Annotated in this window: 24 protein-coding genes; 10 read left to right on the top strand and 14 right to left on the bottom strand. The window is 61.7% G+C overall.

Going from position 1 to position 25,165, the window contains the following annotated elements:
• Positions 1–6 precede the first annotated feature (6 nt).
• Genes cydX through CUV01_RS15220 form a run of 3 tightly spaced genes read right to left on the bottom strand, consistent with a single transcriptional unit; the run spans position 7 to position 2,913 of the window.
• Positions 7–144, bottom strand: coding sequence for a cytochrome bd-I oxidase subunit CydX (gene cydX / locus CUV01_RS15230; protein ID WP_101461214.1), 138 nt, complete (start codon positions 142–144; stop codon positions 7–9).
• Positions 145–159: 15 nt separating this feature from the next.
• On the bottom strand, positions 160–1,326 hold the full coding sequence (gene cydB, locus CUV01_RS15225; RefSeq protein ID WP_101461213.1) for a cytochrome d ubiquinol oxidase subunit II: 1,167 nt from the start codon (positions 1,324–1,326) through the stop codon (positions 160–162).
• 6 nt (positions 1,327–1,332) lie between these two features.
• Positions 1,333–2,913: a cytochrome ubiquinol oxidase subunit I gene (locus tag CUV01_RS15220; protein ID WP_101462147.1), complete on the bottom strand. Its 1,581-nt coding sequence runs from the start codon at positions 2,911–2,913 to the stop codon at positions 1,333–1,335.
• Positions 2,914–3,091: 178 nt separating this feature from the next.
• Here CUV01_RS15220 and CUV01_RS15215 point away from each other — a divergent pair, with 178 nt between their 5' ends.
• Both CUV01_RS15215 and CUV01_RS15210 read left to right on the top strand, forming a co-directional pair.
• On the top strand, positions 3,092–3,727 hold the full coding sequence (locus CUV01_RS15215; protein ID WP_101461212.1) for a CDGSH iron-sulfur domain-containing protein: 636 nt from the start codon (positions 3,092–3,094) through the stop codon (positions 3,725–3,727).
• On the top strand, positions 3,724–4,014 hold the full coding sequence (locus CUV01_RS15210; RefSeq protein WP_101461211.1) for a GNAT family N-acetyltransferase: 291 nt from the start codon (positions 3,724–3,726) through the stop codon (positions 4,012–4,014). Before CUV01_RS15215 ends, CUV01_RS15210 begins: the two co-directional genes overlap by 4 nt.
• A gap of 9 nt (positions 4,015–4,023) precedes the next feature.
• Here the strand turns inward: CUV01_RS15210 and CUV01_RS15205 are convergent, their stop codons facing one another.
• On the bottom strand, positions 4,024–4,356 hold the full coding sequence (locus CUV01_RS15205; protein ID WP_101461210.1) for a TfoX/Sxy family protein: 333 nt from the start codon (positions 4,354–4,356) through the stop codon (positions 4,024–4,026).
• A 67-nt stretch (positions 4,357–4,423) separates the two neighbouring features.
• Here CUV01_RS15205 and miaB point away from each other — a divergent pair, with 67 nt between their 5' ends.
• Both miaB and CUV01_RS15195 read left to right on the top strand, forming a co-directional pair.
• Positions 4,424–5,752, top strand: a complete 1,329-nt coding sequence (miaB, locus tag CUV01_RS15200; RefSeq protein ID WP_101461209.1) for a tRNA (N6-isopentenyl adenosine(37)-C2)-methylthiotransferase MiaB — start codon at positions 4,424–4,426, stop codon at positions 5,750–5,752.
• Positions 5,753–5,942: 190 nt separating this feature from the next.
• Positions 5,943–6,782, top strand: coding sequence for a universal stress protein (locus CUV01_RS15195; protein ID WP_101462146.1), 840 nt, complete (start codon positions 5,943–5,945; stop codon positions 6,780–6,782).
• 29 nt (positions 6,783–6,811) lie between these two features.
• On the opposite strand, the gene CUV01_RS15190 is transcribed toward CUV01_RS15195, so the two are convergent.
• From CUV01_RS15190 to CUV01_RS15180, 3 genes are all read right to left on the bottom strand, one after another.
• Positions 6,812–7,762: a cation diffusion facilitator family transporter gene (locus CUV01_RS15190; RefSeq protein ID WP_101461208.1), complete on the bottom strand. Its 951-nt coding sequence runs from the start codon at positions 7,760–7,762 to the stop codon at positions 6,812–6,814.
• Positions 7,762–10,593 (bottom strand): DNA polymerase I, encoded by a 2,832-nt coding sequence (gene polA / locus CUV01_RS15185; RefSeq protein WP_101461207.1) that lies wholly within the window; start codon positions 10,591–10,593, stop codon positions 7,762–7,764. Before polA ends, CUV01_RS15190 begins: the two co-directional genes overlap by 1 nt.
• A gap of 180 nt (positions 10,594–10,773) precedes the next feature.
• Positions 10,774–10,974, bottom strand: coding sequence for a zinc-finger domain-containing protein (locus CUV01_RS15180; RefSeq protein ID WP_101461206.1), 201 nt, complete (start codon positions 10,972–10,974; stop codon positions 10,774–10,776).
• 65 nt (positions 10,975–11,039) lie between these two features.
• On the opposite strand from CUV01_RS15180, the gene CUV01_RS15175 reads away from it, so the two are divergent.
• Positions 11,040–11,993, top strand: a complete 954-nt coding sequence (locus tag CUV01_RS15175) for an ABC transporter ATP-binding protein (protein WP_232962292.1) — start codon at positions 11,040–11,042, stop codon at positions 11,991–11,993.
• Positions 11,994–12,029: 36 nt separating this feature from the next.
• On the opposite strand, the gene CUV01_RS15170 is transcribed toward CUV01_RS15175, so the two are convergent.
• The 3 genes from CUV01_RS15170 to CUV01_RS15160 all read right to left on the bottom strand — a co-directional run bounded on the left by CUV01_RS15170 (position 12,030) and on the right by CUV01_RS15160 (position 14,817).
• A complete protein-coding gene (locus CUV01_RS15170; protein ID WP_101462144.1) occupies positions 12,030–12,680 on the bottom strand; it encodes a ZinT family metal-binding protein in 651 nt (216 codons plus the stop codon).
• Positions 12,681–12,837: 157 nt separating this feature from the next.
• Entirely contained in the window at positions 12,838–13,218 is a 381-nt protein-coding gene (locus CUV01_RS15165) for a histidine triad nucleotide-binding protein (RefSeq protein ID WP_101461205.1), read from the bottom strand.
• A gap of 21 nt (positions 13,219–13,239) precedes the next feature.
• Positions 13,240–14,817: a DUF5928 domain-containing protein gene (locus CUV01_RS15160; RefSeq protein WP_101461204.1), complete on the bottom strand. Its 1,578-nt coding sequence runs from the start codon at positions 14,815–14,817 to the stop codon at positions 13,240–13,242.
• A gap of 148 nt (positions 14,818–14,965) precedes the next feature.
• Between CUV01_RS15160 and CUV01_RS15155 the strand changes: the two genes are divergently transcribed.
• Positions 14,966–15,784, top strand: a complete 819-nt coding sequence (locus CUV01_RS15155; protein ID WP_101461203.1) for a sulfotransferase family protein — start codon at positions 14,966–14,968, stop codon at positions 15,782–15,784.
• 54 nt (positions 15,785–15,838) lie between these two features.
• On the opposite strand, the gene CUV01_RS15150 is transcribed toward CUV01_RS15155, so the two are convergent.
• The 4 genes from CUV01_RS15150 to fabD form a co-directional block, all read right to left on the bottom strand.
• Positions 15,839–17,494, bottom strand: a complete 1,656-nt coding sequence (locus CUV01_RS15150) for a matrixin family metalloprotease (RefSeq protein ID WP_101461202.1) — start codon at positions 17,492–17,494, stop codon at positions 15,839–15,841.
• 158 nt (positions 17,495–17,652) lie between these two features.
• Positions 17,653–17,886, bottom strand: a complete 234-nt coding sequence (locus CUV01_RS15145) for an acyl carrier protein (RefSeq protein ID WP_090522829.1) — start codon at positions 17,884–17,886, stop codon at positions 17,653–17,655.
• A 189-nt stretch (positions 17,887–18,075) separates the two neighbouring features.
• On the bottom strand, positions 18,076–18,813 hold the full coding sequence (gene fabG / locus CUV01_RS15140) for a 3-oxoacyl-ACP reductase FabG (RefSeq protein ID WP_101461201.1): 738 nt from the start codon (positions 18,811–18,813) through the stop codon (positions 18,076–18,078).
• A 63-nt stretch (positions 18,814–18,876) separates the two neighbouring features.
• Entirely contained in the window at positions 18,877–19,803 is a 927-nt protein-coding gene (gene fabD, locus CUV01_RS15135; RefSeq protein ID WP_101461200.1) for an ACP S-malonyltransferase, read from the bottom strand.
• 107 nt (positions 19,804–19,910) lie between these two features.
• Here fabD and CUV01_RS15130 point away from each other — a divergent pair, with 107 nt between their 5' ends.
• The 4 genes from CUV01_RS15130 (at position 19,911) to CUV01_RS15115 (ending at position 25,141) form a co-directional block, all read left to right on the top strand.
• Entirely contained in the window at positions 19,911–21,173 is a 1,263-nt protein-coding gene (locus tag CUV01_RS15130) for a cytochrome b/b6 domain-containing protein (RefSeq protein ID WP_101461199.1), read from the top strand.
• A gap of 131 nt (positions 21,174–21,304) precedes the next feature.
• Positions 21,305–23,485: a phosphoribosylformylglycinamidine synthase subunit PurL gene (gene purL, locus CUV01_RS15125; RefSeq protein WP_101461198.1), complete on the top strand. Its 2,181-nt coding sequence runs from the start codon at positions 21,305–21,307 to the stop codon at positions 23,483–23,485.
• On the top strand, positions 23,482–24,642 hold the full coding sequence (locus CUV01_RS15120; RefSeq protein ID WP_101461197.1) for a bifunctional 2-C-methyl-D-erythritol 4-phosphate cytidylyltransferase/2-C-methyl-D-erythritol 2,4-cyclodiphosphate synthase: 1,161 nt from the start codon (positions 23,482–23,484) through the stop codon (positions 24,640–24,642). Before purL ends, CUV01_RS15120 begins: the two co-directional genes overlap by 4 nt.
• A 4-nt stretch (positions 24,643–24,646) precedes the next feature.
• A complete protein-coding gene (locus CUV01_RS15115) occupies positions 24,647–25,141 on the top strand; it encodes a phosphatidylglycerophosphatase A family protein (protein WP_101461196.1) in 495 nt (164 codons plus the stop codon).
• Positions 25,142–25,165: the final 24 nt, after the last annotated feature.

Genomic DNA, 25,165 nt, shown 5'->3' with positions numbered 1-25,165 from the left:
GCGCGATCACAACTCGTCGCGTGATCTCGACCGTCGGGTCTCGTTCATGATCTGGCGATCGGTCTGCAGTTCCAGCCACATCGCGTTGACCACGGCCAGCAATGCCGCCAGCGGAAGCCCCAAAAGCCAGGCAAAGTACCACATGGTTCCGTCCTTTCCTCAATAGGCATGTTTATCGGGATCACTGACCTCGTCAGTGGTCACCTTGCCCCAAAGCACCCGATACACCCAGGCGGTATAGAGAAGGATCAAGGGGAGAAAGATCACCGACGCCACCAGCATGACGAACAGCGTCATATGAGAGGATGACGCATCCCAGACCGTCAGCGAGCTGTCAGGATTGCTGTTCGAGGGCAGAATAAAGGGGAACATGGTCAGCCCCACCGAAGAGATCATTCCGAAGATCCCCATTTGCGACCACATCAGCGGCGACAGATCGCCTCGGCTCTCGCGCAGCGCACGCATGGCCATCGCCATGCCGACGAAACCCATAACCGGCGCCAGAATGATCCAGGGCCGGGTGCCATAGGCGGCAAGCCAGCTGCCCTGGCGCACCACTTCGGACAGCAGCGGGTTTGACGGTCCGTCATGCAGCGGCTCTGACACAAAGACATAGCCTTCGATCCCAAAGGCCAGCCACAGGCCCGCCAGCGCATAACCGATCATCGCCACCAGCGCCGCCTTGCTGCCAAAGCTGCGGGCGCGTTGCTGGATCGCACCTTCGGTCTTCAGCACCAGCCAGCCAGCGCCGTGCGCAACCAGCATCGCCACCGAGACCACACCGCACAGCAGCGCAAAGGGGCGCAGCAGGCCGAAAAGCTTGCCGAAGGCGCCGCCTTCATAGATCGAATGCAGGTCTTCGGTCAGATGAAAAGGCGCCCCCAGCAGGACATTGCCGACCGCCACGCCGAACAACAGCGGCGGCACCGTGCCACTGATGAACAGCGCCCAGTCCCAGCGCGCGCGCCAGGCGGGATCTTCGCGCTTGCTGCGGTATTTGAACGCAACCGGTCGCAGGATCAGCGCCGCCAGGATCAGGAACATTGCCAGGTAAAAGCCTGAAAAGCTGATCGCATAAAGCGGCGGCCAGGCGGCAAAGATGGCACCGCCCCCCAGAATGAACCAGGCCTGGTTGCCTTCCCAGACCGGGCCGACGGTGTTGATGACGACACGCCGTTCCGCGTCTTCACGGGCCACAAAGGGCAGCAACGCCCCGACCCCCATGTCAAAACCATCGGTCAGCGCAAAAGCAATCAGCAACACGCCGATCAGCAGCCACCAGATGACACGCAGGACTTCGTAGGACATGAATTCATGCAGGATCATTGTTGCTTACTCCGCTGGCAGCAGGCGCGCACGATGCGCATCCAGCCATTCGTCGGTGGCCTCGACATCTTCATGCGGGCCTTTTCGGATATATTTCAGCAGCAGTTTTATCTCGATGACGAACAGCGCCGTGTAGAACAACGAGAACCCGGCAAGGGTCAGCAGCACCTCGGTCACCGACAAATGACTGACGGAAAGGGCTGTGGGCAAGACGCCGTCCACCGTCCAGGGCTGGCGACCCAACTCGGCCACGATCCAGCCCATTTCAGCCGCGACCCATGGCAGAGGCATGATCAGGACGGCCATTTTCAAGGCCCATTTGGGATAATTGCCGGCGCGGAACGAGGTGCGATAGAAGAAATAGGCCGTGACCGCGATCAGCAACATGCCGATGCCAACCATGATGCGGAACGCCCAGAAGATCGGAAAGACCGCCGGGATCGTGTCTTCGCCGGCCTGCATGATCTGCTCATCCGTCGCGTCGCGCGGGTCATCCACATAGCGCAGCAACAAAAGCGCATAGCCCAGATTTTCGGAATGTTGCTCGAACCGCTGTTGCTGCTCTGCTTCGACCTGATCGCGATCGGTGCGGATATTGAGCAGCGCGTCATAGGCGATCAGACCCGATCGGATGCGTGCCCGTGCCTCGGCTTCAAGTTCCTCGATGCCGGGGATCACGGTGTCCAGCGAACGAGTGCCGATCAGACCCATTACATAAGGAATATGGATCGCCCATTTGGTCTCTCGCTCTTCCTTGTCGGGAATACCGAGCAGGGTGAATGACGCCGGCGCGGGCTCGGTTTCCCACATCGCCTCGATCGCGGCCATCTTCATCTTCTGGTTCAGCCCGGTGTCATAGCCAGACTCGTCGCCCAGCACCACGACTGACAGCGCCGCGGCCAGGCCAAAGCTGGCGGCCACGCCGATGGACCGGCGGGCCAGTTCGACATGGCGACCCTTGAGCATGTACCACGCGGACACGCCAAGCACGAACATCGCGCCGGTGACATAGCCCGCGCTGGCGGTGTGCACGAATTTCGCCTGCGCCACGCTGTTGAAGACCACCTCGGAAAAGCTGGTCATCTCCATCCGCATCGACAGCGGATTGAACTCGGCACCGACCGGGTTCTGCATCCAGCCATTGGCAATCAGGATCCAAAGCGCCGAGAAGTTGGTGCCGATGGCCATCAGCCAGCAGACCAGCAAATGCGCCTGTTTCGACAGCTTTTCCCAGCCAAAGAACCACAACCCGACAAATGTCGCCTCCAGGAAGAAGGCCATCATCCCTTCCAGGGCCAGCGGCGCGCCGAAGATATCGCCGACGTAATGCGAATAATACGACCAGTTCATGCCGAACTGGAATTCCATGGTGATGCCCGTGGCCACGCCAAGGGCGAAATTGATGCCAAACAGCGCGCCCCAGAACTTGGCCATCTGTCGCCAGATCGGCCGGTTGGTCATGACGTAGACCGTTTCCATGATCGCGATCAGAATCGATAACCCGATTGTCAGCGGCACGAACAGGAAATGAAACAGGGCGGTTAGCGCAAATTGCAGGCGCGACAGTTCGACAACACCGAATTCCACCAGCATACTCCTTGCTTTTCCTCGGCGATATTAGCTGGATTGACGGTCACGCCCAACCCGAAATCTCCGCGGCATCTGGTCGCGGATACCGGGGACCGGTCGCGACGCCCGTCATTGACAGCCTGTCAGGATCGGGCAACCTGGTTTCCAGTAGCAGCCGTCCATACCGGAGCAAGCCATGCCGCCAGCCCAATCCGACACCATCACCGTCCATTTTGACGGCAGGAAATGCATCCATGCCCGGCGCTGCGTGCTGGGCCTGCCCGCCGTCTTTCGCCCTGGCACCAAGGGCGGCTGGATCTTTCCCGATCAGGCCCAGGCCGAGGAAATCGCGCGTGTCATCGACGCCTGCCCCTCGGGCGCGCTGACCTATGAGCGCAAGGATGGCGGGCTTGCGGAAACCTTGCCCAAGGTCAACGTGATGCGTCCGTGGGAAGACGGTCCAAATGAACTGCGCGGCGATATCCGCATTGACGGGCAAGATCCGCGCAAACGCGCGCTGCTGTGCCGATGTGGACAGTCGCAGAACATGCCATTTTGCGACAACAGCCACCAAGACGCCAATTTCGCGGCAACGGCAGCTCTGGCTACCGCGGACGACAAACTGGCGGAACTGGATGCGCGCGACGGGCCGCTGACAATCAAACCGACGAAAAACGGCCCCCTGATGGTGTCGGGCAATCTGGAGATCATCGCGGGTAGCGGTCGTCCGGTGGCCACAGGAACAAAATTCTTCCTGTGCCGTTGTGGTCATTCGAAGAACAAACCTTATTGCGACGGCAGCCACACAAAGGCCGGGTTCGAGGCAGAATGAAAACCGATCTGACGATCACCAAAGAAGACCGCGACACAGGCGGGCGCTATGTCACCACGCTGGACGGGCACGAGGCCGAACTGACCTTTTCGAAGAATGGGTCAACCGCCGTGATCGCTGACCATACCGGCGTGCCAGAAGCAATTGGCGGCCAGGGCGTTGGCACCGCGCTGGTCGAAGCGATGGTGAAAGATGCGCGCGAGAACGGCTTCAAGATCGTGCCGCTATGCCCCTTTGTCGCCGCCCTGTTCGAGCGAAATCCCGATTGGGCCGATCAGAAAGCCTGACGAGCGCGATCAATCCTTTGGCGCGCGCAGGCCCAGCAGATCCAGCTCGGCCTCGATTCCGGCCAGCGGCACGCCCCGGACTTCGGAAACCAGGCCATCGAAGCGCTTTCGCAGCGCCTTTTTCTCGGCGCCCTTGCAGTCGTTCCACGGGCGACCCTGCAAGCCCATATGCAGCACATAATACCAGATGAAATGCGGCTTGCTGCCCGCGATCAACAATGCGCGATAAGCCTCGTGCGCGCCGATCTGGCGCAGCGTGGCGGCATCCGGCACACCCGCAGCGATCAGCGCCTGCGCGGTTGCGGGGCCAATGCTGGATATGGTGGTCAGATCGCTGTCCACGTTGGCTGGTCCTTTGCAAATGCACCGCTTTCCTGTATCAGCCCGACAACCCCAAGGACAGCCGCCCATGACCGATCAATCGACAGCACCGAAGAAGCTGTTCATCAAGACCTATGGTTGCCAGATGAACGTCTATGACAGCCAGCGCATGGCCGAGGCCATGGGCGCGGAAGGCTATGTGCTGACCGAAGATCAGCGCGACGCCGATATGGTGCTGCTGAACACCTGCCATATCCGTGAAAAGGCTGCCGAAAAGCTGTATTCCGATCTGGGCCGCCTCAAGCCGCTCAAGGCTGAAAAGCCCGATCTTAAGATCGGCGTTGCAGGCTGCGTGGCGCAGGCCGAGGGCGAGGAAATCACCCGCCGGATGCCGCTGGTCGATCTGGTCGTGGGTCCGCAGGCCTATCACCGCCTGCCCGCCATGGTGCGCGGCGAAGCACCGAAGATCGTCACCGACTTCCCCGAAGAAGACAAATTCGATCACCTGCCCGAACGCCGCGCCACGCGCCGCGCGCCAGCGGCATTCCTGACCGTGCAGGAGGGCTGCGACAAGTTCTGCGCCTTCTGCGTCGTGCCCTATACCCGCGGGGCCGAGGTCAGCCGCCCGGTCGACCGCATCATGCACGAGGCCCGCGATCTGGTCGCGCGCGGCGTGCGCGAGATCACGCTGCTGGGGCAGAATGTGAATGGCTGGCACGGGCGCGGCGAAGATGGCCGCGAATGGGGCTTTGGTCGGCTGATCCGCGCCTTGGGCGAGGTCGATGGGCTGGACCGCATCCGCTATACCACCAGTCATCCCAATGACATGGCCGATGATCTGATTGCAGCGCATCGCGATGTGCCGCAACTGATGCCCTATCTGCATCTGCCGGTGCAGTCGGGCAGCGACAAGATCCTGAAGGCAATGAACCGCAAACATACGGCGGAACATTACCTGCGGCTGATCGAGCGCATCCGCGAGGCACGGCCCGATATTCTGCTGACCAGCGATTTCATCGTGGGCTTTCCCGGCGAAACCGATCAGGACCACGCGGATACGCTGCGTCTGATCGAACAGGTAGGCTTTGGAACGGCCTTCAGCTTCAAGTACTCTCCCCGTCCCGGCACGCCCGCCTATGACCGCCCCGAAGTTGAAAGCGCGGTGGCCGATGCGCGGTTGCAGGAATTGCAGGCGCTGCTGACCCGCCAGCAAAAGGCCGTGCAGCAGGCTATGGTCGGTCGCACCCTGGGCGTCCTGTTCGAGAAAAAGGGCCGCGAGGCGGGGCAGATCATCGGCAAGTCCGACTATCTGCACTCGGTCTTTGTCGAGGCCCCTGATGCGCAGATCGGCGATCTTGTGCAGGTGCGGATCGTGGAAAGCGCGACGAATTCTCTGCAAGGCGAATTGGCCGCCTGATCGCGGCGACAGCACCTGTCCGAACTGGCCATCCGCGCGCAAGCCGGCACAGGTATGGGTTGCGACATGCCGTCGCAGCCCTCGGTCAACACGCTTTCGCAGCACCGTTTTTTGTGGTTTCCTGTTCCCCGTGGCGGCTGCGCGCGCCAAGGCGATGCAAGCCGACCGATCCAGCCGAAAGGAGGCTGATATGGCTTACAAAAGCATCCTGACCGTTCTTTCCAGCAATGTTCAAATGGCGCAGTTGGACGCGGCTCGACAGATCGCCCGGCACGAGGACGCGCATCTGGACATCCTGTGCCTTGGGTTGGACCTCAGCCAGCCCGGCTACTATTTCCCCGGCGGCGCGCCCTATGTGTTTCAACAGGGCCTTGAGGCTGCGGAAACCGAGGCCGAAACCCTTCGCACTGCGGTCAACGAACAACTGGCCAATGACGGCGATCTGCGGTGGGGCGTCGAATCCGTCGTCGCGCAGCTCGGCGGCGTCGCCAATCTGGTCGGGCACCGGGCGCGCTATGTCGATCTGACGATCATGTCACAGCCTTACGGCGAGGGCGCGGCGGGCAGCGCCGAGACCGTGACCGAAGCCGCGATGTTCGAGGGCGACTGCCCGATCCTGGTTGTGCCGCGCGACGGCCTGCTTTCGACCCGGTTTCGCCGCGTTCTGGTTGCCTGGAACCAGTCCAATGAGGCCATGACCGCCATTCGCCGCGCCCTGCCCCTGTTGCGACAGGCCGAGCGGGTCGAGATCACCGTAATCGATCCGACACGTGCGGGATTCGAGGGCGCAGAGCCCGGCTCGGGGCTGGCCAGAATGCTGACGCGGCACGGCGTACAGGCCGAAATCGCGGTGCTGGCCCGCACGGCGTCCTCGGTCAGCGAGCAGATCAACCGCCATGCGCTGGATATGGATGCCGATCTGATCGTGATGGGGGCTTACGGCCATTCGCGCTTTCGCGAGGCGATCCTGGGCGGTGCGACGCGAAACATGCTGGAAAACGCGACGCTGCCCGTCTTTATGGCGCGCTGATCCGCGAGGCATTTGCAGGGGCGTCCCGTTCAATCGTGAGGGCCGTGATCATGCCCATCGCCATGTGATCCATCATCTGCCGCCACATCGGCGCAGGGCTCATCCGGCAGTTCGATCTCGATTGTGGCATGATGGATATCGAAATCCGTCCGCAGCATGGTCTTGGCATCCCCGATCAGGCCGCCAAACCCGGGCGTCTCTGTGCGCAAATGAACCGAGGCCGCGTTGCGCTTTTCATCGATCTGCCACAGGTGCAGGTGGTGCGCATCCGCGACGCCCGGCATCTGACGCAGGGCATCCAGCACCTCGTCCGGCTCTACGCCCGCCGGGGCAGCCAGCATCAGACTGCGAAACACCGGGCCGATCTCTCCGGCGATATGCCACATGATCACCACCGAAATCAGAATCGTCAGGACCGGATCGGCCAGATACCAGCCAAAGGCCCAGATCAGCGCGCCGCCGACAATAACCGCGACCGACACCCCGGCATCGGCCAGATTGTGCAAGAAGGCCGCACGGATGTTCACGCTTTCCCTGGCAGAACGATAGACCAGCGCGGCGGTCGCCAGATCGACAAGCAGCGCGAAACTGGCCAATCCCATCACCAACCCACCCGCGACCTCGGGGGGATCGGTCAACCGGCCAAATGCCTCGATCATCAGCCAGATCGAGACGGCGATCAGCGCCAGGAAATTCACGAAGGCCGCCACTATTTCAGCCCGGCCCCAGCCAAAGCTGAAATCAGGCGTCGCCGGACGACGGGCCAGCCGCCGCGCGCCGAAGGCGAGCACCAGCGCCAGCGCATCAGAAAGGTTGTGGACGCCATCCGCGATCAGCGCGGTCGAATCCGCGATATAACCGCCGACAATCTGCGCAACCGTCAGCGCCAGATTGACCACCACGGCCCACAGGATCGCACGGTCGCTGGTGGGCACTGCGTGGCTGTGGCCCTGATGTCCGTGATCGTGCTGAGCGCCCATCAATGCGCCTCCGCCCAGTTGTCCCCCACGCCAGCATCGACCACCAGCGGAACAGACAGTTTTACCGCCGGCTCGGCCGCGTTTTCCATCACCGCGCGCGCCGCCATGATCAGATCGTCGACAGCATCCTCGCGCACCTCGAAGACCAGTTCATCATGGACCTGCAGCAGCATCTTGGCAGGCAGACCGTTGATCGCCTCTGGCATCCGGATCATCGCGCGGCGGATGATATCTGCCGCGGCCCCCTGAATTGGCGCATTGATCGCCGCGCGCTTGGCACCACCCGCCGCCGGTCCCTTGGCATCGATATTGGGTGTGTTGATGCGCCGCCCGAAGAGGGTGCGCACGAAACCGTCGCGTTTGGCGTCGCCCACAGTCTTGTCCATATATTCACGAATGCCGGGAAAGCGTTCGAAATAGGTGTCGATAAAGGCCTGCGCCTCGGCGCGCGGAATGCGCAGATTGCGCGACAGGCCAAAGCCCGAGATGCCATAGATCACGCCGAAATTGATGGCTTTTGCCTGACGGCGGATCATAGGATCCATGCCTTCGACCGGCACGCCGAACATTTCGCTGGCGGTCATGGCGTGAATGTCGATGCCGTCCTTGAACGCTTGCCTGAGCGTCGTGATGTCTGCGACATGGGCAAGAATGCGCAGCTCGATCTGGCTATAATCGAGGCTGACCAGCTTTTTGCCGGGCGCCGCGATGAACGCCTCGCGGATCCGGCGGCCTTCCTCGCTGCGCACGGGGATGTTTTGCAGGTTCGGATCGGTGCTGGCCAGCCGCCCGGTTTGCGCACCGGTGATGGAATAGCTGGTATGGACCCGCCCGGTATCGGGGTTCACATGGGTTTGCAGCGCATCCGTGTAGGTCGATTTCAGCTTGGACAATTGCCGCCAGTCCAGCACGCGGGCAGGCAGATTGTGTCCTTCGGCTGCCAGATCCTCCAGCACGTCGGCGCTGGTGGAATAGGCCCCGGACTTGCCCTTGGCCCCGCCCTGCAATCCCATCTGCTCAAACAGGATCTCACCCAACTGCTTGGGGCTGCCAAGGTTGAACTTGGTGCCTGCCAGTTCCTGTGCTTCATCCTCGAACTGCGCCATTTTCTGGGCAAACGCACCCGACATGCGCGACAGATGCTGCGGGTCGATCAGAATGCCCTCTCGCTCCATCGCCGCCAGAACGGGGATCATCGGGCGTTCCAGCGTCTGATAGGCGGTGGTGACTGCCTGCGACATCAACCTTGGGCGAAACACCTCCCACAGCCGCAGCGTCACATCGGCATCTTCGGCGGCATAACCTGCGGCCTCTGCCACGGGCACCTGCGCAAAGCTGATCTGGGATTTGCCCGAGCCGATCAGATCCTTGATCGGCTGCGGCTTGTGATCCAGATAGTTCTGCGCCAACTCATCCATGCCGTGATTATGTGCACCCGCGTAAAGCGCATAGGACATCAGCATCGTGTCATCGACGGGTGACAGATGGATGCCACCCCGATCGCGAAGCTGCCGGGCCAGGATTTTGTAGTCGTATTTGGCGTTGTGCAGGATCTTCAGGATCGCATCGTCTTCCAGCACCGGCTTAAGCGCGGCCAGCACCGCCTCGGCATCCATCTGCCCCTCGACCAGCGCGCCACCGCCGAACAGATCCGCCTCGCCCGCCACATGCGCCAGCGGGATATAGGCGGCATGGCCGGGCCGCGTGGCGAGCGAAATGCCGACCAACTCGGCCTGCATCTCGTCAAGGCTGGTGGTTTCAGTGTCGATGGCCACATAACCAACTTCGCGAATATCATCGATCCAGGCCGCCAGCGTCTCGGCATCGCTGATCGTCTGATACGCCGCGCGGTCGATCTGTGGGAAATCAGGCGCGCCCGCAGGCGCTGAGCCTGCACCGCCCGCCGAGGGCGCCACCGGCGTTGCGCTGATCACCGGGGCCTCGGCGCCCAGCTTTTCCGCCACGCGCCCTGTCAGCGTGCGAAATTCCATCTGCGCCAGAAAGCCCAACAGTGCCTCGGCATCGGGGTCCCTGACCTCGAGGCTTTCCAGCGTGAAATCCAGCGGCGTGTCGCAATCCAATGTAACCAGGCTCTTCGAGATGCGGATCAGGTCCGCATTGTCGATCAGCGTCTGACGACGCTTGGGCTGTTTGATCTGTTCGGCATTGGCCAGCAGGTTTTCCAGATCACCATATTCGTTGATCAAAAGCGCCGCTGTCTTGATCCCGATGCCCGGTGCGCCGGGCACGTTATCGACCGAATCGCCGGCCAGCGCCTGCACGTCGATGACCCGTTCGGGGCCCACGCCGAACTTTTCCTCGACCTCTTCGGGACCGATGGGCTTGCCCTTGATCGGGTCCAGCATTTCGACGCCGCCACCCACAAGCTGCATCAGATCCTTGTCACTGCTGATGATGGTCACGCGACCACCCGCATCGCGTGCCTTGCAAGACAGCGCGGCGATGATGTCATCGGCCTCGTAGCCCTCGGTCTCGATGCAGGCGATGTTGAAGGCGCGCGTCGCCTCGCGGGTCAGTGGGAACTGCGGGCGCAGATCCTCGGGCAGTTCCGGGCGGTTGGCCTTGTATTCTGGATAGATGTCGTTGCGAAACGTCTTCGAGGAATGGTCAAAGATCACCGCCGCATGGGTGGGCGCATCGCTGCCCTTTTCGTCGGTGACGTATTTCCACAGCATGTTGCAAAAGCCCGCAACCGCGCCGATCGGCAGACCGTCGGATTTGCGCGTCAGCGGTGGCAGCGCGTGATAGGCGCGGAAAATAAAGGCCGAGCCGTCGATCAGATGCAGGTTGTGGCCTTTGCCGAAGCTCATGTCGCTGGTCCTTCTCGCGGGTGTCGCGACCTATGTGACATGAAGCGCGTCGGGGGGCAAAGGGGCTAACAGCGTCGCCGCTGCGCACGGGGGCTCTGCCCCCAGCCCTGCCCGGCCCTCGACGGGCCGGTCAGGGCTTCCCCCGGGATATTTATGATAAAGAAGAAAGAGCCGCGCTGGTCAGTGATCGTCATGGGCGTGATCGCGATCGATCACGAAGCGCTTGTCGCAATAGCCGCAATCGACCCAGCCCGTGTCACGCGGGATCACCAGCCAGACGCGTGGATGGCCCAGTTCTGTGAGTTCGCCGCCATCGCAGGCAATCCTCCAGCGGGTGACGGTTTCGGTCTCGGGTGCGCTATGCGCGGGCGTTGCGGTCATGTCCGTTCCTTGAGCTTTGGCACGAAACTGGGTTAGCTGCGGCCAATCTTAGCTGGGGAAGGCGTATGATGCCAGACAGATCGGACCGTAAATCGGAACTCAATGCGATTGAAATCAGTGGTCTGCGCAAAACCTATGCCGCAAGCGGCAAGCAGGCACCGAAAGAGGCGTTGAAGGGCATTGATCTGGCGATTCCCGCTGGCAGCATCTTTGGCCTGCTGGGCCCGAATGGCGCCGGCAAATCGACGATGATCAACATCCTGGCGGGGCTGGTGAACAAGACCGACGGCCATGTCGTTATCTGGGGCTTCGATCAGGATGTTAATCCGCGTCAATCGCGCGCCGCCATCGGCGTGATGCCCCAGGAACTGAACATCGATCCGTTCTTTACGCCGCGCGCCAGTCTTGAGGTGCAGGCGGGGCTGTATGGCGTGCCGAAGTCAGAACGCTGGACGGATGAGTTGCTGGCGCTGGTGGGACTGACCGATCAGGCCGAGAGTTACACCCGCAACCTGTCCGGCGGGATGAAGCGAAGGCTGCTGCTGGCCAAGGCACTGGTCCACCGGCCCAACGTTCTGGTGCTGGACGAGCCGACCGCAGGCGTCGATATCGGCCTGCGCGAGATGCTGTGGGCCAATGTGCGCCGGCTGAACGAACAGGGCATGACCATCATCCTGACCACGCATTATCTGGAAGAGGCCGAAGAGATGTGCGACGAGATCGCCATCATCAATCATGGCGAGTTGATCATCCGCGACCGCACCTCGGTCCTGTTGGGCCGCATGGACGGCAAGACGCTGGTGATCGATGCGGGCGGGCCGGTCGATATGCCGGCTCTGCCGGATGGCGCCACCGGCGAGTGGCGCCCCGACGGACAATTGGCCATCAGCTATCCGCCGTCACGTTTGCGCGCCGATCAACTGATCGATGCGATACGCGGTGCCGGCGTGCCCATCATGGATGTGGCGATCGAGGCACCCGATCTGGAAGATGTGTTCGTCGATCTGACGCGAGGATAGGGCAGCACCCGCAGGCCCTGCCCTGGTGTGCAGCGATCAGTGCGCCGTCATCTCATGCGCAATTTGTTCGCCGTCCAGTCCGGCCGGGTAATAGGTCGGCCAGTTGCTGAGCTCTTCCAGCAGTCCGGCGCGATCATCGCCCCAATAGAGGTGGAAATGCCCCGATTTCTGCGGCGCGATGATGTGGTCGCTGAACTGGATGAAGTCTGGCGCCGCGTCATCGCCCTCGGCCTTTTCAAAGATGAAACGCACGCCGCGATTGCCTTTTGCATAGGTCAGGATTTCATGGCCATCCGGCGCGTAGCGCGCTGAGACCTCATCGGCCTCGGTGAAAAAGCTAATCACACCGTCCCCGTCAATCACGATCCGATCAACATCCGTCTTGTAGCCGGCGTCATAATAGGCGCGGTATTCCTGGGCCGTTTTGTCGCCCTGCTCTGCCTTATGGTCCATCACCTCATCCAGACTGCCATCGACAAGCAGCGGATAGACCGACTGCCAATCACCCTGCCAGTCAGTCAGACCGCGCGGCCGGATCTGGTCGTCGTCGAAATAGCCCTTGGCGACTGACGCATCGGCATGCGCATGCGCATGACCATCCTTGTCCTTTTCGTTTGCCACAGCCGCCACGCCCGACAATGTCAGCGCCGCGATCACCATCACTGCCAGTCTGCTATGTTTGCCCATCTTCATCGCTCCATTTCAAAATATGTTATTACATAACGATTTTGATGTAGCGAAAGAATGATCGCCCGACAACCGGGAAGCCAGAAATCAGGCGGCCGGCTGACAAAAGGTCGCGGTTCGGGCTATAGCGAGATTGGGTCCGGGACGCCTGCGCAGGTCAATCCCGCAGCATCAGCATCGGACCCATGTTGCGACCGCCCATGATATGCACGTGGAAATGCGGCACCTCCTGCACCCCGTCTGACCCGGCATTGGTGATCGCACGGAAGCCATTGCCGCTGTCCAGCGCGACGCCCTCGAGCCGTGTGACCTCGGCGCATAGCCGCATGAAATCGGTGATTTCCTCGGGCGAGGCATTGGCTGCGAAATCGTCAAAGCTGACATATTTTCCCTTGGGGATGATCAGCACATGGCTTGGCGCCTTGGGCGAGATGTCGCGGAACGCCAGCGCGTGATCGTTTTCGGCGACGGTGTCGTTGGGGATCTCTTTGCGCAGGATCTTGGCAAAGATATTCTGGTCGTCATACTCATAGCCCATCTTCGGGGTCCCCTATTCTGCCTAGTCGTCGAAAAGACGCGGTGTGCTGGCCAGATCATGCGCGATTTCCGGCGCGATATCCAGAAACTGAGCCAGCGCATCCGCATTCGCGGCAAGATCGCGCGTGTGAGAGATTTCGAACAGATTGGCCGCATCCATGTCGCGCAGACGATCGACCTCTTGCTGCAAATCGGCGCGCACCGTCGGCAGCAGCCGTTCGACCATTTCGGTCGAGGTATGCTGGCCGGCCAGGCCGACCCGGCTGATATGGCCGCGCAGGTAATCATCGTCGAACACGGTGTCGATCAGCAGCACCCGCGTATTGGCACGATCTGCCGTGAAATCGCCCAATAGTGACAGCGCCGACGGATCAAGGCAGATGACCAACCGCTGCGCCTCGAACTGTTCGTAGAGCAGGCTCAGTAAGGCGCGGCGGTGGTTCTGCCGCTTGGCCAGGGTGGTTTCCGTGCCGCCCAGATCGGGCAGATTGGCCTGATCTTCGTTGAAAAGGTAATCGACGGCGGGAATATCGGTTCGCTCGCGGATGGCGCCGGTCAGCCGTTTGGCCAGATGCCATTTCTTGGACACGATCACATGCAGCACCGCATTGCGCCCGAGGCCGCCATCGGCCGCCCAGAAACGCGGGGCGAAACGCCGACCGACCCGTCCCTGCGCGGTCAGAAACTGAAACAGCGCCGGCCCTTCGTTCGAACGCGCGAACCATTGCCCCTCGGCCTGCCAAAGTGCGGCCAGGCGTGCCAGCAGGTCGCGCGCCTCGGGGCTGATCTTGCGCGCGAACAGGTAATCCTGCGAGACGAGCAGATCGTAATGGTCGTTGTAGAAGGTCACCGGCATCCCGTAATCGGTGAACATCAGAAAGGTCGGTGTACGGGTCCGGATCTCTGTGCGCGGGACGACATGGGGAATGACGGTCTGAAAGAAGGTCTCATCCGGTATCCAGGTAAAGCGGAAAAAGCGCATGGCGTCAGGCCGCGTATCGCAGAATTCCAGCATCTTCTCGATGCTATGGCGCCGCAAGCACCACCATTGCGAGCCGATCATCATGCGGATATCAGCGGGCGGCTTGCGGGTAATACCCAGCTTTCGCTGCAATCGCAGGTTCGCATAGAACAGCCACTTGTTCTTGCGCTCGTTAAAGAGATGATAGCGCGACAGCCGCTCTTCCTTGATGCCGGTCTTGATCCAGCCGCTGCTGTGAAAATCGAAACTTTCGATATAGTCGCAATCATCTGCGTCAAGGAATTCGCGCGCTTCCTGGGCCGATTTGATTGGCATGCAATCGCCCGATAGCAGATAGAAATGCGTGGCCAGCGGGAACGCGTCGCTGGCAGCCCGTACCGCGTCCAAGGTCGCCGCGACCAGGGACCATTCGCCCCAGCCACATTTATGCCGCCGCCGGGCAAAAACCACCGAGGGGTTGTCACCCAACTCTGCCTTGATACGCGCAAAATCACGCGCCTTGGACCGCGCATCAAAGTGAATTGCCACATAGTCACCCGTCGCGGTCAATCGGCGCGCCTGCCTGATCACCGCTTCGGGTTCCTTATGGGCCAGCAGAATAAAGGCGATCCGGGCCATACGGGCTGTGTTTTTCCTTAACTGTTTGCGCCACCTGACTATCAAGGCGTTGAAATGCGCGCGGCGATTTGCTTTCTGTCTGTAACAATTTTGACCGGCAGGGCAAGAAGCCAGCTGCAGTCACGGTTTGCAAGACAAGAGGGTAGCGATGGGATTTCCCGGCGTCTGGATGACGGAAAGTGAAAGCATGGTCTATCGCGTGGTGCCGAAATGCGCCTGCTCTTCGATCGGTCAGATCATGTTCTATTCCGACCACGGCCGATACTTTGACGGCGATATCCACGATGCGACCGAAGGGCTGCACAAATGGGCCTATGAACGCAGCCAGCAGCCTATCGAAAATGCTGTTCGCAACGGTCAGGCGCTGTCATTCACCTGCGTTCGCAATCCTTATGGCCGCATCCTGTCATCGTTTTTCGACAAGATCGCGGGCATCCAGCGCAACGGCAACCGCTATCGCGGTAAGCTGGTGCCGCAATTGATCCAGACCTACGGCATAGAGGTTGGCAGCCCCGAAGATGGTTTCGATTTCGACCAGATCAACTCATTTCGCCGCTTCTTGCTGTTCGCGCGCGACACGATTCGCTGGCGCCGCCCGATGGAGCCCGACATCCACTGGTCGGCAATTTCGGGCCATGTGTCGACCTTCATCACCAATGGCGGGCATTACGACCAGATCTTCTTTACCGAAACTTTCAATGACGGGATGCGCAAGGTTCTGGCCGCAGCCGAAACCCCGGTCCAGCTGGATGTCGAGGATGTGCCCCGTTTCAACGAATCCGAAGGCCATGGCCCTAAGCGTGCCCATAAGATCAGCGATTATTTCGACGATCTTTCACGCCATCTGGTCTGGGAAATGTACCACAACGACTTCAAGCTGTTTCGCTATGATTTCGACGATCCTGACAACAAGATGCCGGTCGGGGACATCGATCTGGACGAGGTTCACGCCAAGCTTGGACGTTAGGCAGTCGGCAGCCGCAGGCCAACCCCACCACTGCGTTGCCCGTTGAAGCATGTATCAGAAAATGAAATCGCCCTCGTCAAGCTGCCAAAGCTGGGCGTTTTCGATAACGATCCTGCTGCTGCCGGTGAGATCGATGATCACGTTGTCGCCATTTTGACGCGCAGAATCCGACACATTTGAGAAGTCGTCAAAGCCGTTCACGCCGCCCAGATCAATCTGGTCGACACCGTTCTGCCAATCGACGATCCGGTCCATGCCGGACCCATTGCCGAACACAAAAACATCGGCCGCACTGCCGCCACGCAAAATGTCATTTCCTGCCTGACCATTGAGACGATCGCGACCGTCGCCGCCATCCAAAATGTCGCTGCCATTGCCGCCGGTCAGGCTGTCATGGCCCGCGCGTCCCAGCAGGCGGTCGTACCCATCACCGCCGAACAACGCGTCAGCGCCACCACCACCATCCAGCAGATCATCACCAAACTCGCCAAAGAGCCAGTCATCGTCGTAGCCTCCGAACATGCTGTCATGTCCGTCACCGCCATACAGGACGTCGGCGCCCTGCTCGCCCCACAGCCGATCATCGCCCGCGCCGCCCCGGAGCGTGTCGTGATGGATGTTACCAAACAGGCTATCATCGCCGGAGTCGCCGGTCAGCAGATCGTTGCCGGCACCGCCATAAACCTTGTCGTCGCCCATGGCACCGATCAGCGTATCGCCCCACTCATCCCCGTAAATCAAATCGTTGCCCTGCTGGCCGTGCAGGTAATCCGCGCCATTCCCACCGGTCAGCGTATCGGCCGCACCGCCACCGTAGACCCTGTCGGCGCCGGCATCGGCATAAAGACGATCGGAACCCGCGCCGCCATCCATGCGGTCATCGCCAACACCACCCAGCAATGTGTCGTTGAACTGCGCGCCGGTGATGCGATCATTGCCTGCGCCACCGCGCAATAGGCTGGGCGCGCGACCCGCTGTGAACGCATCACTGCCGCCGGTTCCGGCAATCACCAGGAAACCGCCTGCAGCATTCCAGGTCGCTGAAAAGTCGGCGTCTTCGCCATACAGATAGTGCAGCGCATCCAGATCAAGCGGTGCCAGGGTATCGCGCGACCTTCCGGTCGCGTCGCCTTCCCATTCCCAGTTATAGGACATGATCGTATGGTCATGATTGTCCTTGGAGGCCGTCAGATAGACATCATCCATCCCGTCATGAGGGTGTTCCAGACCGACGGCATGGCCGATCTCGTGAACGATCAGCGTGTAAAGCGGGCCACCGGCGCTCCAGTCCAGGGTCTCTGGCATGTCGGGATTAAAGGTGATCGTCGCATAGACAGATCCCAGATAGGCATCGCCATTGCTGGTTGTCGTGTCGGGAAAATACGCCCAGGACGTCGCGCTGTCGTCGGTGGAGCGGTTGGCCAGAAACTTGATCGAAGCGTCCTCGGGGTCGCTGACCTCGACAAAGACCAGGCCGGTCTCTGCCTCATAGTGGTCCAGAGCCTTGTTGACAGCGCCGCGCTGGTGGCCGGTCATGGATCGATAGACATTGTCTTCAAAAAAATAGGCGGGCGGGTGTTCGCGCAGCGAAGGCAACTCGCCATTATCAAGGAATGTGTAGGTAACCACCGTTGGCGTACCCAGCCTGTCGGCTTTGTTCCAACGCGACTCTCCGGTCGTCAGGGCGGTAAAATCACTTACGTAAGGCATTGCAGCAACAGTCCCTGATCAAAAAAAAGTAAGCTGTCACGGTAGCCGCGGAATCCCGGCATCTGGCGTCAGACGTGCAGAGGCGGCTAACATAAAGAATGGCGCCTTCCGAGAACGAAAAGCGCCATACCTACCCATCAGACAGGAAAAAATCTCTGTCAGACGGCGCCTTTGATGAAGTTGACCGCATCGCCGAAGGTCTGAATGGTTTCGGCAGCGTCATCAGGGATCTCGATCCCGAATTCTTCTTCGAAAGCCATCACCAGTTCGACGGTATCAAGGCTGTCTGCGCCCAGGTCGTCGATGAACGAGGCCGACTCGACAACTTTGTCTTCGTCAACGCCAAGATGCTCGACAACGATTTTCTTCACCCGATCAGCGATATCGCTCATGTCTCTTCCTCATTTTCACGGGCATCCGCCCAAATGTGCCGCCCCCCGGATTGTCGGGGCGTATCGACAGCCGATGGCGGTTTCCCTTCGGCCTTAGCGCCGGGATATAGCAACGAATACCGCTTTCGCAACCCGCTTTTGATGGCTTTCTGCGCCGCAGTGCAGCGGTTTCGTATCAGGCCCGCCCCCTCAGATCATCGCCATACCGCCATTCACATGCAGCGTGGTCCCGGTGACATAGCCTGCCTCGGGGCTGGCCAGATACAGGACCGCCGTGCCGATATCGCCGGCCCCGCCCATGCGACCGGCAGGGATCTGCGTCAGGATTGCGGATTTTTGCTGCTCATTCAGCTTGTCGGTCATGGCCGTCTCGATAAAGCCCGGCGCGACGCAGTTCACGGTGATGCCGCGGCTGGCGACCTCATAGGCCAGTGATTTCGACATGCCGACCAGACCGGCCTTGGCGGCGGCATAGTTGCCCTGGCCCGGATTGCCGGTGGTGCCGACCACGCTGGTGATATTGACGATGCGTCCCCAACGCGCCTTCATCATGCCGCGCAACACACCCCGGCACAGGCGGAAAGAGCTGGTCAGGTTCACCTCGATCACCTGCGACCATTCCTCATCCGACATGCGCATGAACAGGTTGTCGCGGGTGATGCCGGCATTGTTGACCAGAATATCCACGCTGCCCATCGCCTCGGCTGCCGCCTTGGGCAGCGCGTCGACGGCCGCCGGATCGGACAGGTTGGCGGGTACCACATGAGCGCGCTCGCCCAGCTTGTCGGCCAGTTCCTTCAACGGCCCTTCGCGCGTTCCCGACAGCGCCACCGTCGCGCCTGCCTGGTGCAGCGCCTCGGCCACCGCGCCACCGATCCCGCCCGACGCGCCCGTGACCAGCGCGTTCTTTCCGCTCAAATCAAACATCCTGCCCTTGCCTTTCCTTGTCTCTCTGTGCCGGAGCTTGTGCCCGGCCCCTGACCGCCGACCTCAGGTCTTGACGGCCAGAACGTCATCCGGCGCGCCGATATTGCGCACGGTCGCATCCTTGGTGATCCGCTTGATCATCCCCGACAGCGCCTTGCCCGCGCCGATTTCCCAGAAATCGGTCACGCCGGCCTCGGCCAGATTGGCAATCGATTCGCGCCAACGCACCGCGCCGGTCACCTGTTCGACCAGCAAGCGCCGGATCGCGCCCGGCTCGATCACGGCCTCGGCGCGGACATTGGCGATCAAGGGCACGGCGGGCGGCTGGATATCGACGCCGGCCAGCGCATCGGCCATGACCGCCGCCGCCGGTTGCATCAGCACCGAATGGAACGGGGCCGACACGGGCAACATCAGCGCGCGCTTGGCGCCGCGTTCCTTGGCCAGTGCTGCGGCACGTTCCACCGCCGCCTTGTGGCCCGAAATCACGATCTGCGCCGGATCATTGTCGTTGGCGGCCTGACACACTTCGTCCTCGGCCGCCTCGCGTGCGATGCCTTCGACGGTTTCCAGATCCAGTCCAAGGATCGCGGCCATGGCGCCCTGCCCGACCGGAACGGCCTCTTGCATGGCCTGCCCGCGCATCCGCAACAACCGCGCCGTATCGGCCAGCGTCAACGCACCCGCCGCACAGAGGGCCGAATATTCGCCCAATGAATGGCCAGCCACGAAATTCGCGTCCTGAATGTTGATCCCCTCGGCCTCCAGCGCGCGAAACGCCGCCAACGAGGTCGCCATCAGCGCGGGCTGGGCGTTTTGCGTCAGGGTCAGCGTTTCGATATCGCCGTTCCAGATCAGGCCGGACAGATCCTCGCCCAAAGCCTCGTTGACCTCTTCGAAGACATCGCGGGCCGCCGGATAGGCCCTGGCCAGTTCCTGGCCCATGCCAATGGTCTGGGCACCTTGCCCCGGAAAGACGAATGCGCGCATGGCGTCCTCTCATTTCTCTTCACAGTTCCGAATAGCCCGCCCTGCACAGTCTCGCAACCGCGCGCATGCCGCGCTAAGGGAACGGTCTACATAAACAGGAGCTTGGGATGCAGGCCGGAAATACGACGCGCAACTATGGCTGGGTCACCCGCAGCTTTCACTGGACGATCGCGATCCTGATCCTGACCGGGATGGCGATCGGGCTTTATGCCGAAACCCTGCCAAGCAGCACGGACAGTGATATTGCGCAGCTTTTCACGACTTATTCGGTCCACAAGACCATCGGCATCGCGGTTCTGGTTCTGGCTGTTCTGCGTATCCTGTGGGCGATCACGCAGCCGCGCCCCGCGCCGCTGCATCCGAATCGCAGGGCCGAGACGCTGCTGGGCGAGACCGTCCATTGGGCCCTCTATTGCGGGATGATCATCATGCCGCTGTCGGGCTGGTTGCGCCATTCCAGCGCGCCGGGCGAGTTCGCGCGGATCGTCTGGCCGTTTGGCCAGCGCCTGCCGGGCATGCCGGTGGACGAAATTGTCAGCGCCGCCTTTTCCGCCATCCACAAGACCAGTTGGCTGGTCCTTGCCGCGCTGATCCTGCTGCATGTGGCCGGCGCGTTGAAACATGCGCTGATCGACCGCGACGCCACGCTGTCACGCATGGGTGGACGCAGCACGGATCTGCCCGAACCACCCGCAGGTCCGCACCTGCCCGCCTTTGCCGCGCCACTGTTGGCGCTGGCCATCTGGGCAGTGGCCATATCTTTGGCCCTTGGCATTGGCGGTGAGGATGACGCACCCGCGACCGCGCCGGTCGAGCAAGCCCAGTCCGCAGCCCCGGCAGAGGCAACGGCGGCGACGGAGCCTGCGTCAGAAGCCCAGCCAGTGGCAGAGGCAACCGGACCTTTATGGGCCGTACAACAAGGCAACCTGGGCATCACCGTTGTTCAAGGCAACAGCCCGGTGACCGGTCAATTCGCCGATTGGGACGCAGAGATCACCTATGACCCTGACACGCAGACAGGCCAGGTCAGCCTGTCGATTCCGCTGGAATCGCTAAGCCTGGGCTCGGTCACCTCGACCGCGCTTGGCCCGGACTTCATGAAGGCAGGCGATCACCCGATCTCGACCTTCGAGGCCGATATCCGCGCCGAGGCGGACGGCCATATCGCCGAAGGCACCATGACGCTTGCCGGCGCCGAGGCCCCTGTGACCCTGCCCTTTGATCTGCAAATCGAGAGCGACACCGCCACCATGACCGGTCAGACAGCGCTGGATCGCCGCGATTTCGACGTGGGCGCAGGGTATGCCGACGAAAGCACCGTGGGCTTCACCGTTACAGTGGATGTGGACCTGACCGCCACGCGGCAATAGCATCCCGGATCGCGCGGCCAACCATCCGCCGCGCGATCCCAGCACCCGACCCCCGCTCTGCGCCCCCTTCCCCTCGGCCTGCGCAGCGCCTAAAAGGCGCCAAATCCCAGACGGCGAAAGGGCAGCACCAGATGCAGGAACCGACGATCACCCCCGACCTGATCGCTTCGCACGGCCTCAAGCCCGACGAATACGACCGCATTCTGGAGATCATCGGACGCGAGCCGACATTCACCGAACTGGGCATCTTTTCGGCCATGTGGAACGAGCATTGTTCCTATAAATCCTCCAAGAAATGGCTGCGTACCCTGCCCACGACCGGCCCTCAGGTCATTTGCGGTCCGGGCGAAAACGCCGGTGTCGTCGATATCGGCGATGGTCAGGCCGTGGTTTTCAAGATGGAAAGCCACAACCATCCCTCCTACATCGAACCGCATCAAGGCGCGGCCACCGGCGTCGGCGGCATCCTGCGCGACGTGTTCACCATGGGCGCGCGCCCGATTGCGGCCATGGATTCGCTGTCCTTCGGCCGCCCCGACCACCCCAAGACCCCGCATCTGGTCAAGGGTGTGGTCGAAGGCGTCGGGTCCTACGGGAACTGCTTCGGTGTGCCCAATGTCGGCGGCGAGGTTCGCTTTCACCGCAGCTATGACGGCAATTGTCTGGTCAACGCGTTCGCCGCAGGCCTGGCCGATACCGACAAGATCTTTTACTCCGCCGCATCCGGCGTCGGCATGCCGGTCGTCTATCTGGGCGCGAAAACCGGGCGCGATGGCGTTGGCGGGGCGACCATGGCATCGGCCGAGTTTGACGACACGATCGAGGAAAAACGCCCCACGGTTCAGGTCGGCGCGCCCTTTACCGAAAAATGCCTGCTGGAGGCCTGCCTTGAACTGATGGCCTCTGGCTCGGTCATTTCCATTCAGGATATGGGCGCCGCCGGCCTGACCTGCTCTGCCGTTGAAATGGGCGACAAGGGCGGCTTGGGCATCAAGCTGGCGCTGGATCACGTGCCGCAGCGCGAAACGGGCATGACCGCCTATGAGATGATGCTGTCGGAAAGCCAGGAACGCATGCTGATGGTGCTGAAGCCTGAAAAAGAGGCCGAAGCCCGCGCGATCTTTGAAAAATGGGATCTGGATTTCGCCATCGTTGGCGAAACCATCGCCGAGGACCGGTTTCTGATCCTGCATGGCAACGAGGTAATGGCCGATCTGCCGCTGTCCAAACTCTCGTCCAGCGCACCGGAATATGACCGGCCCTGGGTCGAAACACCGCCAGCTGAACCCGCCGCCGCTCTGCCCCCGATCAAACCCCTCGCCGCGTTGCGCGCGCTGATCGGCAGCCCGAACTATGCCCATAAGGCATGGGTCTGGGAACAATATGACACACAGGTCGGCGCCGACACGATCCGCCGTCCCGGCATGGGCGCAGGCGTCGTGCGTGTGCATGGCACCAGCAAGGGGCTGGCCTTTACCAGCGACGTGACCCCGCGCTACGTCAGGGCCAACCCGTTCGAGGGCGGCAAACAGGCCGTCGCCGAGGCGTATCGCAACCTTTGCGCCGTGGGCGCCCTGCCGCTGGCCACAACCGACAACCTGAATTTCGGCAATCCCGAAAAGCCCGAGATCATGGGCCAGTTGGTCGGCGCCATCAAAGGCATCGGCGAGGCCTGCATCGCGCTGGATTTCCCGATCGTCTCAGGCAATGTGTCGCTTTATAACGAAACAGACGGCAAGGGCATTCTGCCTACCCCGACCATCGGCGGGGTCGGTCTGATCGATAACCTCTCGAACCTGATTGCGGGTCTGCCCGAGGACGGCGATCTGGCCATCCTCGTCGGCAGCACGCAGGGCCATCTTGGCCAATCCGCGCTTGCCTCCGAGGCCTTTGACACCGAAACCGGGGATGCCCCGCCCGTCGATCTGGCGCTTGAACGCAAGCATGGCGAATTCATCCGCGAGAACCGCAGCCATTTGCGCGCGGCAACCGATCTCTCCGATGGTGGCCTCGCACTGGCAGCATTCGAGATGGCAGAAGAAGCAGGTATCGGTCTGCGTCTGGACAGCGAAGATATCGGCCAACTCTATGGCGAAGATCAGGCGCGTTATCTGGTCGCCTGCGACGCAGCGGGCGCGATGGCCCTGATGAAAGCAGCCCAGAACGCCGGTATCCCATCTCAGCAGGTCGGCAGCTTTGGCGGTATGGCGATCCAGATGGGCGAGGACGCCGCTGATCTGGCCGAACTGTCGCAACTCTACCGCAGCGCCTTCGCCACCGCGATCAGGGGCGATCTGCCGGATCACACATGACCGTCATCGCGCCCAAATCCCATGCGGCGATCATCACCGCCGCCGGGCGCGGCACGCGCGCGGGCGGCGACGCGCCCAAGCAATGGCAAGACCTTCGTGGCCGGCCCGTGCTGGCCCACACGCTGGACGCATTCGCCGGGTTCGACCGCGTTATCCTGGTCGTCCACCCTGCGGATATGGGCCGCGCGATCGACAGTTTCGCAGGCCAATGCACCATCATCACCGGTGGCGAGACCCGCGCCGCCAGCGTCCGTGCCGCGCTGGACAGCCTTGAAGGCAGCGACATCACCCATGTCCTCATCCATGACGGCGCAAGGCCGCTGGTCAGCGATGCCGTGATCCAGGGCGTGCTCGACGCGCTGCAAGAGGGCGCAGAGGCCGCCGCCCCCGCATTGCCAGTCAGCGACGCTCTGTGGCGTGGCGAAAACGGCACCGTCACCGGCACTGCCGCGCGCGATGGTCTCTACCGCGCACAGACACCGCAGGGTTTCTTCTTCACTCAAATATCCAAATCCCACCGTGACCACCCGCATGACGCCGCCGACGATGTGGAACTGGCCCGGAAATCGGGCATTCCCGTCGCCATCACGCCGGGCGATGAAGACAATCTGAAAATCACCTTCCCCGCCGATTTCGCGCGGGCCGAACGCATTCTGGGGGCGCGGATGAACAGCGCATTCGATATCCGACTGGGCAATGGTTATGACGTGCACGCGCTTGGGCCCGGCGATCATGTCACACTGTGCGGGATCCGCATTGACCATGATCACGGATTGATCGGCCATTCGGATGCAGATGTCGGCATGCACGCCCTGACCGATGCCATCTATGGCGCGCTGGCGGCAGGCGATATCGGTCGCCATTTCCCGCCATCGGATCCGCAATGGAAAGGCGCCGACAGCGCCATCTTTTTGCGTCACGCAGCCGATCTCGCCCGCAAAAAGGGGTTCACGATCGCCAATGCCGATATCACGCTGATCTGCGAAGCCCCAAAGATCGGCCCACATGCCGGCGCGATGCAGGACCGGCTGGCCCGGATCATGGGCGTCGAGGCGGCACGGATCAGCGTCAAGGCCACCACCTCGGAACGGCTTGGCTTTACCGGCCGGGGCGAAGGCATCGCGGCCATCGCCACCTGCGCCCTGATGAAAGGATAAACCAGTGGAACGGCTTCTTTGCATCTGGTTCGGCGCGGGCCTGCTGAAACCCGCCCCCGGGACTTGGGGCTCGGCGGTTGCCGTGGCACTTGGTCTGTTGCTGTATCGCATCGGGCATTTTCCGTTGCTGGCCGTCGCGACACTCGTCGTCACCGTCATCGGGTTCTGGGCGGTACGGCGATACACGGCAGGCATGACGGATCCGGACAAAAGCGAGATCGTCATCGATGAGGTCGCCGGCCAATGGCTGGCGCTGTGCTTTCCGGCGGCGGGGTTTTGGCTAATGGGGCTGGGCGTTGACAATTTCCCCTATCCGGGCTGGGTCGCGGCGTTCCTGTTCTTCCGCCTGTTCGACATCTGGAAACCGTGGCTGGTCGGGCGCGCGGATCGTCGCGGCGATGCGCCGGGTGTGATGATCGATGATCTCTGGGCCGGCCTGTTCGCGGGCATCGCCACCATGATCGCCGCTGCCGCCTTTCATATTCCGATGATGCTGTGACCGGTTCTGTCGCGGCCCAGGTTC

It is taken from the genome of Paracoccus tegillarcae, from assembly GCF_002847305.1.
Classification (GTDB): Bacteria; Pseudomonadota; Alphaproteobacteria; order Rhodobacterales; family Rhodobacteraceae; genus Paracoccus; species Paracoccus tegillarcae.
This window is presented reverse-complemented; position numbering and strand designations above follow the sequence as displayed.